The 9,038-nt window shown below is 44.9% G+C and carries 7 protein-coding genes; 5 read left to right on the forward strand and 2 right to left on the reverse strand.

Annotation, left to right across the window (positions count from 1 at the left end; genetic code table 11):
* Positions 1-37: 37 nt before the first annotated feature.
* A complete protein-coding gene (locus ACNQO6_RS17570; RefSeq protein ID WP_440209798.1) occupies positions 38-1,246 on the reverse strand; it encodes an oxygenase MpaB family protein in 1,209 nt (402 codons plus the stop codon).
* 85 nt (positions 1,247-1,331) lie between these two features.
* Between ACNQO6_RS17570 and ACNQO6_RS17575 the strand changes: the two genes are divergently transcribed.
* Positions 1,332-1,928: a TetR/AcrR family transcriptional regulator gene (locus ACNQO6_RS17575; RefSeq protein ID WP_199950041.1), complete on the forward strand. Its 597-nt coding sequence runs from the start codon at positions 1,332-1,334 to the stop codon at positions 1,926-1,928.
* A 45-nt stretch (positions 1,929-1,973) separates the two neighbouring features.
* Positions 1,974-2,657, forward strand: coding sequence for an ion channel (locus ACNQO6_RS17580; protein ID WP_440209799.1), 684 nt, complete (start codon positions 1,974-1,976; stop codon positions 2,655-2,657).
* A gap of 1 nt (position 2,658) precedes the next feature.
* Here ACNQO6_RS17580 and ACNQO6_RS17585 read toward each other — a convergent pair whose 3' ends face one another.
* Positions 2,659-3,609: a LysR substrate-binding domain-containing protein gene (locus ACNQO6_RS17585; RefSeq protein ID WP_440209800.1), complete on the reverse strand. Its 951-nt coding sequence runs from the start codon at positions 3,607-3,609 to the stop codon at positions 2,659-2,661.
* 229 nt (positions 3,610-3,838) lie between these two features.
* Here ACNQO6_RS17585 and ACNQO6_RS17590 point away from each other — a divergent pair, with 229 nt between their 5' ends.
* The 3 genes from ACNQO6_RS17590 (at position 3,839) to ACNQO6_RS17600 (ending at position 8,619) form a co-directional block, all read left to right on the forward strand.
* A complete protein-coding gene (locus tag ACNQO6_RS17590; protein ID WP_199950043.1) occupies positions 3,839-5,047 on the forward strand; it encodes an acyl-CoA dehydrogenase in 1,209 nt (402 codons plus the stop codon).
* A 140-nt stretch (positions 5,048-5,187) separates the two neighbouring features.
* Positions 5,188-6,408, forward strand: a complete 1,221-nt coding sequence (locus tag ACNQO6_RS17595) for a CaiB/BaiF CoA transferase family protein (protein ID WP_440209801.1) — start codon at positions 5,188-5,190, stop codon at positions 6,406-6,408.
* 234 nt (positions 6,409-6,642) lie between these two features.
* On the forward strand, positions 6,643-8,619 hold the full coding sequence (locus tag ACNQO6_RS17600; protein ID WP_262769390.1) for a BCCT family transporter: 1,977 nt from the start codon (positions 6,643-6,645) through the stop codon (positions 8,617-8,619).
* Positions 8,620-9,038: the final 419 nt, after the last annotated feature.

Below are 9,038 nucleotides of genomic sequence, written 5' to 3' on the forward strand. Positions count from 1 at the left end.
AAAGAAAGCCCTCACTGATTGAGGGCTTTTTTATGGCTTATTGATGCATACTCGCCAGTTGCCTAGACTGATTGCGATACAGTGACAAGCCAATACGTTGCAAATGACGTCCATTTTGTTCAAGAAAGCGATTCAATTTTGGAATATGTTTAGCACCGGTATATAAGGCTAGATTACGACCAATCAGATAATAGGCAAACCATGAGGCCGATTGCGGAGCTAAGCCGAGTTTCTGCATTTTCTTACGACCAATAAAAAACTGGGTAATTTCCAGATGTTGCTTATAGGCCAGTTTTTGCTGGAAAGTGCGGAGATAGCGATAGTGACGTTCGAATGGCTCCTTGGAAAGACTTGAACCAAGTGAAATACTGCTGGCATCGGACTGTGGATGGGCAAACTGCATCCAGTACATCAGTTTCCAGCCCTCTGCCTCATGATCAACTAGCCATTTCTCTTCAACACCCATCAACCAGCCTGCATATTTCCAGAAATGTAAAAAGCTGTCGACTTCTTGCTTGCTTGGAAAAATCCCCAAAGCGCGAATACCGATCAGCACTACACCACTAAAAGCAATATTGGTCATGGCCTGATCATATTGGTTAATCGGGATTCCCCAGGTCTCGGCATCCCATTTCTCTGATTTTTGCAGTTGATGACGCACAAGTGCATGAATAAAACGCACAAAAATCGTAGAGGTAAAACCTTTATTAAAACGTGCAAAGCCATCTGGTTCAGTAATATCGACCCACCATTGAGTGGTTTCTGCCAGTCGTATTCCTGCCTGTTTTTTTAATGCACCAGTCAGGATCAAAGGCTGGTTGAAACCTGGATACAAGTAGCCGGTCATTAAGGATAAATCCCGCAGGATCAGACCATTATTGATGCCGAGACGATAGGTAAACTTGAGCGCTTCATCGATTTTAGCTTGCTCATACCAAACCGGTTTCTGCTCCACCTGTTGGAAGAAAGTGGTGAGTTCAGGAATATCATGCGGTAATTTGTCTAAACCTTGATACAGCGCCGTTTCAAAATATTGACGATGCAATTTCGGGTTTTGCAGTATCCACAGCAGGACCTGATCCATCGCTTCATCCCCACTTTGCAGGGCCGTATTCAAGGCCTGATATTCCTGATAACTCGGTTGAACATCCTGTCGGGTCATATAACCGAGAATCTTGGTCTTGAGATTATGCCGGGTCATGTCTTCAAATGCTGCCAAGCGTTTAGGTTTAACGATGTCGTGCATTGCATAAAGTCCCTGATTGTTATTTAATCAAAGCTTAATATGAATAATTATTCGCATTCAATTCGCATTTTAATTAAGGCTGAGCATGAGAAAACGACCCCAACAGCAACGTGCAAAAATGATTGTCGAAAGCATCTTGGAAGGCGCGCAGCAATGTATTTCTGAATATGGGGTTTTGCAGGTGACTACACCTAAAATCGCTGAAAAATCAGGGGTCAGTGTCGGATCGATTTATCAGTATTTTGAAAATAAAGAACAAATCATTGCCGAACTGTTACTGCGTAAAAGCGAAAACTTGGGACAGGCGATAAAGCAGTTGGTCACACTGCAACAGCAAAGCGCTATTCAGGACATCATCACATTAAGCATTGCCTTTGGCTTTGAGTCGTTAAAATCTGATCAGGGCTTTTTTATCGAAATTTTAAAAAACTGGCATGCCTATAGTGATTCGGAAGCGGCACAGGTCTTAGAGCAGCACTTTCTAGAAGTCGGCATGTATTTATTCGGCCGTTATTATCCGCACTGGGATTTTGAAACCTTAAAACATAAGTCGTTTGTGATTATTAACAGTACCTTATTTACCATGATGCGTTATGCCAGTAAAAATACGTTTCTGATCGAAGAACAACGCCTGCAACAGGAACTGTCTAAAATGATCGTTTCTTTTTTAGATGCAGTATGATGCACTCAACAAAAATGAAAACCACAACAAGATTCAGGAAACTACATGCAAAGCTTAAAACAATTCTGGCGTACTTTTCGTTTGTTACCCTCCGCATGGTTATTGCTGGTTCAATTGGCCTTGTTAATTCTGTATATGTTGACCTATGGCGATAGTGAATTTCGTGCTTTAACTTGGTCATTGGGTGTGTTGGCGCTGTTAATCATTGCCAAGGTGATCCGGCAAACGCCGGTGTTTACTGTTTGGGGGCTGGTCTTTGTCAGTGGGGCTTTCCTATTTTCGATTATGCTGTTTATGGGATATGCCACGCCCACCATTCAAATTCTGGCTTATAGTTTTGAGGCTTTGGCCTATTTCTATGCAGCCTATGGTTTATTACGCTATATGTTTGCCGACCGTTATCTGACCAAAGATGAATTGTTCGCTGCGGGTGCGGTATTTACCCTGATTGCCTGGGCTTTTGCCTTTTTATACAGTATTTGTCAGCTACTTTTGCCAAACAGTTTCCTGAATCCCAATCAGCCCCAAGCGCTGCAAAGCTGGCTGGATTTGCTGTTCCTGAGTTTTAGTCTGCAGTCGGCAACCGGTTTATCGGACTTGATGCCGATGAGCCCAGCCGCCCGAGTGCTTGCCATGCTACAAATGTTTGGCGGAGTGATGTATCTGGCCGTGGTGGTCTCGCGTCTGATTGCACTGCAATATATTGCGCATTTACCCAAAAATCAGTAATTCAAGTGGCGATAAGGGGACGGGTTGTGGTTTCCTGTTCCAGCCATTCGATGAATTTCAGCATAATCGGGTTATGCGGTTGTTCGGCATAAACAAAATAGTAGCAACGTGAACCACTGAGTTTGTGTGATGACACGATCATCAATTCTCCTCGATTCAGTTCTTTCTCAATCAGCATTTGTGGAATCAGGGCCACACCAAGATGGTGAGTTGCCGCCACGGCCAGCATGGAAAATAGTTCATGGCGTTGACCTTCCATCGCATAAGGTGCGTTATAGCCCAGACTGTCGAACCATTCTTTCCAGATCGCCGGGCGGGTGGTCTGTTGTAATAAGGGCAGTTGTGAGAGCTGTGCCGGGGACAAATCCAGTGCCGAGGTTGATTCATTTTGAATCAGATCGGGAAAGCATTTTTTAATTAGTGTGGGCGAGCAAACGGCAATGACGTCTTCCTGCATCAAAAAATGTGCGGTCGTACCAGGCCAGTTTTCTACCTGAGCGGGTGTACCTGCATAAATAGCAGCATCAAAAATCTGCTCGCTGAACAGAAAAGGTTTGGTGCTGGTTTCCAGATGGATGGTAATTTCAGGATAGATTTCATTAAAACGATGCAGGCGTGGCAACAGCCAACGTGTCGCAAAGGTGGGTACCACGCCCAGTTTGAGCGTGCCGCCTAAACCTTGATGCGACATCAGGTCGAGTGTGCTGTGTTCCAGCCCGAGCAAATGCGTCTTGATATTTTTCAGATATTGTTCGCCCGCAACGGTCAGTTCGACGCCATGTCGTACCCGATGAAACAGCGGCAGATTCAGAAACTCTTCCAGTTGCTGAATCTGTCGGGAAACGGCACTTTGGGTCATGTTCAGTTCCTGTGCCGCATGGGTGTATGTTTTATGTTTGGCAGCGGCTTCAAAACAGATCAATGATTGCAGTGAAGGAATCATACGTCGCATAACAGCGTCCTTGTGTTGCGTGCGAAAATCAGCAATGAGGTTCGGATAGCTCAAGCTTTGTAGATTATTCTCTGCTTTATTTTTAACAGAAGCATGCCACTGATTGCAATTGAGCTATGCATAAAACGCATAGCTGTATGAAAAAACATCGTTTGCCTGAGGGCACAATCTGGCCTAGCATCAAGAGCAGAACGTATATCAAAATTAATCAACAGGAAGATAACAAGTCATGGCAAATCAAGGAAAGCGTGTCTCTTTTGACTGGCAAGATCCCTTTTTACTCGAACAGCAACTCAGCTCGGAAGAACGCATGATTCGGGATAGCGCTCAGGCCTATTGTCAAGACAAACTCATGCCACGGGTACTGGAACAATTCCGTCATGAAAAAACCGATCCAAGTATTTTTCGGGAAATGGGTGAGTTGGGACTGTTGGGACCAACCATCTCGGAGCAGTATGGTGGTGCGGGGTTAAACTATGTCAGTTATGGTTTGATTGCACGCGAGATTGAACGGGTAGATTCAGGCTATCGTTCGATGGCCAGTGTGCAAAGTTCACTGGTGATGGTGCCGATTGCCGAATTTGGTACCGAAGCACAAAAACAGAAATACCTGCCTAAACTGGCGACAGGTGAATACATTGGCTGTTTCGGATTGACCGAGCCGGATCATGGCTCTGATCCGGGCAGTATGCTGTGTCGTGCCAAAAAGGTTGCAGGTGGCTATCGCCTCAGTGGCAGTAAAATGTGGATTACCAATAGCCCGATTGCAGATGTGTTTGTGGTATGGGCCAAAGAAGTCTCGGAAACTGGCAATGTCGGGGAGATTCGTGGTTTTATTCTGGAAAAAGGCTGGGAAGGGCTGTCTGCGCCTGCCATTCATGGCAAGGTCGGGCTGCGTGCTTCCATTACCGGTGAAATCGTTATGGATCAGGTGTTTGTGCCGGAAGAAAATGCGTTTCCTGAAGTGCGCGGCCTAAAAGGGCCATTTACCTGCCTGAACAGTGCCCGTTATGGCATAGCCTGGGGCGCAATGGGGGCCGCTGAATTTTGTTGGCATACCGCACATCAATACACTATGGATCGCAAACAGTTCGGTCGACCACTGGCAGCCAATCAGCTGATTCAGAAGAAACTGGCGGATATGCAGACCGAAATTGCGCTGGGCCTGCAAGCGGCTTTGCGTTTTGGGCAAATGAAAGATGCAGGGATTGCTTCAGTGGAAGGGACATCGCTGATCAAACGCAATAACTGCGGTAAGGCCTTGGAAATTGCCCGGCTGGCGCGTGACATGATGGGCGGCAATGGCATCAGTGATGAGTTTGGTGTGGCCCGTCATCTGGTCAATCTGGAAGTGGTGAATACCTATGAAGGCACCCATGATGTACACGCCTTGATCCTTGGGCGTGCCCAAACCGGTATCGCTGCATTTTCTAACTAAAACTTCTGCATTGTTTAAACGTAAAGATACGCTCGCGGGCGTATCTTCGGGCAAATTCATGCCTAAAAAATATCGACCAAGGCTGTGTAAGCGGGATCGCCAATACGATTCACAACAATCATCATAAAGGAGGGGAGAGCATGGGTGCATTAACCGGTTTACGTGTACTGGATCTGAGTCGGGTGCTGGCAGGACCGTGGTGTAGCCAGATTCTGGCTGATCTGGGGGCTGAAGTGATCAAGATTGAACGCCCTCAAACCGGGGACGATACCCGGATGTGGGGGCCGCCGTGGATGAAGGATGATGCAGGACAGCCCACGTGTGAGGCTGGATATTATCAGTCTGCCAACCGGAATAAATACTCGGTCACCATTGATATCGCCACAAAGCAGGGTCAAGCCTTGCTCAGGGAAATGATCAAGGACAGTGATGTGCTGATTGAAAATTATAAAGTCGGTTCACTGCATAAATATGGTCTGGACTATGCCAGCCTGAGTGAGATCAATCCGGGACTGGTCTATTGCTCGATTACCGGATTTGGGCAAACCGGACCACGTGCGTCTGAGCCGGGTTATGATTTTGTCATTCAGGGTATGGCGGGCTTGATGAGTATTACCGGGGAGAAGGATGATCTGCCAGGTGGCGGACCACAAAAGGTGGGGGTTGCAGTCACTGATTTGCAAACCGGGTTATATGCCACGATTGCGATTCAGGCAGCGCTCTGGTCGCGTCAAAGCACAGGCAAAGGACAACATATTGATCTGTCCTTGCTAGATGTACAGGTCGCAGGTTTAGCCAACCATGGCATGAATTATCTGATCACTGGTCAGGCACCGCAACGCTGGGGCAATGCGCATGCCAATATTGTGCCTTATCAAACTTTTAGAGCAAAGGATAAGGACTTTATTATTGCCTGTGGCAATGATGCCCAGTTTACAGCCTTGTGTCAGGCCATCGGTCAGGCGGAATGGGCAGCGCATCCCAAATTTAGATTGAATCAGGACCGGATTGCGCATCGGGGGGAATTGACCAGTTTAATGGATCAGCTTTTTCTCACACAATCTGCCCAATACTGGGTAGAGCGCATTCACGCAGTCAAAGTGCCGGTCGGTATGATCAATAATGTGGAGGAAGCATTACAGGAACCGCAAGTACAAGCACGTCAAATGGTGGTGTCGATTCCACATCCGCAATATCGTGAATTTAAAATGATTGCCTCGCCGTTAAAGTTGTCTGCAACGCCTGTGGAATACCGTCTTGCGCCTCCCCTTTTGGGAGAACATACCCGACAGGTGTTAGCCAAATATTGCTCCACAGAGGCTTTAACAGCCTTAACTCGACAAGGGGTGATTGGGCATTGAGCAACAATGCCCACAGCTGTTTTGATGACTAAAAAAGATAGCTTATGTCTATTAAATCAAGATCTTATATTTTAATTTTATATTCTGTTACAGCATTACAACTGCGTTATTTTTGATAGTTTTTATACTAGAGCTCGAGCTTTACATTGCATGAGCTCGCTTTTATTCACCTTGTGAATGTCTTATTTGGCTGTTATGGCCTGTCCATTATCATTAGAATAACGTGGGGGAATTATGCCTTCCAAGCCATCTTCGCTGTTTGCGAATGTGAATCCAAACGTGTTTTTAAGCACGGTCATCATTATTGCGATTTTCCTCGCAATCGTCATTATCGCACCGAGTTCCTTTGAACTTCTGACCCAGCAGTTAAAGCAATGGATCACCGATTCATTTAGCTGGTTTTATGTTTTATCAGTCGCCGTCTTTTTGATTCTACTGATTTATATTGCCTGTTCTGCCAGCGGAAAAATCAAATTAGGGCCTGATCATAGTCAGCCTGAATATAGTAATGGTTCATGGTTCGCCATGCTATTTACGGCAGGGATGGGGATCGGTCTGATGTTCTTTGGCGTCGCTGAACCGGTGATGCACTATATCAGTCCACCGAGTGGCGATCCTGAAAGTGTACAGTCGGCGCAGCAAGCGTTACGGATTACCTTTTTCCATTGGGGCTTACATGCCTGGGCCATTTATGCGGTTGTCGGGTTAGCGCTGGCTTATTTTGCCTATCGCCATAATCTCCCGTTAAAAACCCGTTCAGCTTTATATCCTATTATTGGTAAAAAGATTTATGGTCCCTTGGGCGATAGTATCGATATCTTTGCCACCATCGGTACCGTCTTTGGTGTAGCAACCTCGCTCGGTTTCGGGGTTACCCAGATTAACTCGGGTTTACACTATCTGTTCGGGATTGAGCAAAGTAGCAGTGTTCAGGTGGGACTGATTATCTTTGTGAGTATTTTGGCTTCTTTATCTGTGTTTTTAGGACTGGATAAAGGCGTTAAGCGCCTGTCAGAGCTGAATTTAATTTTGGCATTGGTCCTTTTAGCCTTTGTATTTATTGCGGGCCCAAGTATTTATTTACTGCAAACCACCATTGAAAACACAGGCTCCTACATTTCCAACCTGTTTAGCATGACGTTTAACTTATATGCCTACCAACCGAATGGCTGGATTGGCGGTTGGACGATTATGTATTGGGCATGGTGGATTTCATGGTCACCATTTGTAGGGATGTTTATTGCACGTGTATCACGTGGTCGAACCATCCGAGAATTTATCGTCGGTGTATTACTGATTCCAACTGGCTTTACCATTATCTGGATGGGCTTCTTAGGAAATGCAGCACTGTTCAGTATTCTGCAAGAACACAATGTAACTTTGATTCAAGCTGTACAGAATGACTCTTCGGTTGCCTTGTTTGAATTCCTGAACCATTTGCCGTTTTCAGGTGTGATGAGCTTGCTGGCAACTGTACTGGTCATGCTGTTCTTTGTCACCTCTGCCGATTCGGGTGCCTTGGTCACAGATTATCTGACGGCTAAAACAGAAAATTCGCCTGCTTGGCAAAGACTGTTCTGGACCGTATTGATGGCAGCACTGGCAATTATTCTACTTCTGGTGGGTGGTCTGGCTGCTTTGCAAGCCTCAATCATCATGAGTGCCTTGCCGTTTACCTTGGTAATGTTGCTAATGAGTTGGGGCTTATTGAAAGCCTTAAAAATTGACGTGACGAAAATGCAAGCCATTCAGGAAGCACGAATTACGCCGAGAGCAATCCATAATCCTCGTAGTTGGCAACAGCGTCTGGGGCTGATCATGCATTACCCGCATACTGAAGCTGAGGTAAGACAATATATCGATACACAGGTGAGAAAAGCTTTTGAGAGTATTCAAAAAGAATTTAAACGCCGTCATCTCGAAGTGAATATTGAGAATACCGAACAAGGTTTGCAGTTGCGTGTTGATCATCATCATGAGATTAACTTCATCTATACGGTTTATGCGCATGAGACCGTACCACCAAGTTTTATGCTGGGCCGCGCGGAAGAGGATGAAGCCAACTATTTCCAGGCAGAAGTATTCTTACGTGAGGGCGGGCAAAACTATGATGTTATGGATTGGACCCAAGAAGATTTAATTCAGGACATTATTGACCAATATGAACGTCATCTTTATTTCCTGAATGTTGTACGAGGTACAACTTCTTAACCAGAGATGGGTAGGTGAACAATAAAAACAACGGTTTTGAACATTTCAAAACCGTTGTTTTGTTTTTGGGAGATATTTTTTTCAATATGATTTTTAGTTGGAACCCTGTTTATTGATTAAAAAAGTGGGCCTGTGAGAAAGAAATGATCAAAATTAAAAAGTTTTTCGCTGATAATTAAAACAAATATAGATAAAAAATTATAAATAACAGTGATTTGTGTGGTTTTAGTTTTGGCTAAATTAATTTTTAAGATAATCAATAAATTTTAAATTATATAAATCAGTAAATTAGATAAGTTAAAGTTTAAAAATAAAACAACCGAATAATTTAATTTTTAAAAGTGCTTGCGTCTGGTCTGAAATACTGTAGAATGCACATCCATCGGCGGTGATGCAGATAAAAACTTGTTGAGAAACAA

This window comes from Acinetobacter calcoaceticus, assembly GCF_051947995.1.
Taxonomy (GTDB): Bacteria; Pseudomonadota; Gammaproteobacteria; order Pseudomonadales; family Moraxellaceae; genus Acinetobacter.

Excerpts from the sequence above, each read along its gene's own strand:
- ACNQO6_RS17570 (WP_440209798.1), bottom strand. The coding sequence starts at position 1,246 with ATGCACGACATCGTTAAACCTAAACGCTTGGCAGCATTTGAAGACATG.
- ACNQO6_RS17575 (WP_199950041.1), top strand. The coding sequence starts at position 1,332 with ATGAGAAAACGACCCCAACAGCAACGTGCAAAAATGATTGTCGAAAGC.
- ACNQO6_RS17580 (WP_440209799.1), top strand. The coding sequence starts at position 1,974 with ATGCAAAGCTTAAAACAATTCTGGCGTACTTTTCGTTTGTTACCCTCC.
- ACNQO6_RS17585 (WP_440209800.1), bottom strand. The coding sequence starts at position 3,609 with ATGCGACGTATGATTCCTTCACTGCAATCATTGATCTGTTTTGAAGCC.
- ACNQO6_RS17590 (WP_199950043.1), top strand. The coding sequence starts at position 3,839 with ATGGCAAATCAAGGAAAGCGTGTCTCTTTTGACTGGCAAGATCCCTTT.
- ACNQO6_RS17595 (WP_440209801.1), top strand. The coding sequence starts at position 5,188 with ATGGGTGCATTAACCGGTTTACGTGTACTGGATCTGAGTCGGGTGCTG.
- ACNQO6_RS17600 (WP_262769390.1), top strand. The coding sequence starts at position 6,643 with ATGCCTTCCAAGCCATCTTCGCTGTTTGCGAATGTGAATCCAAACGTG.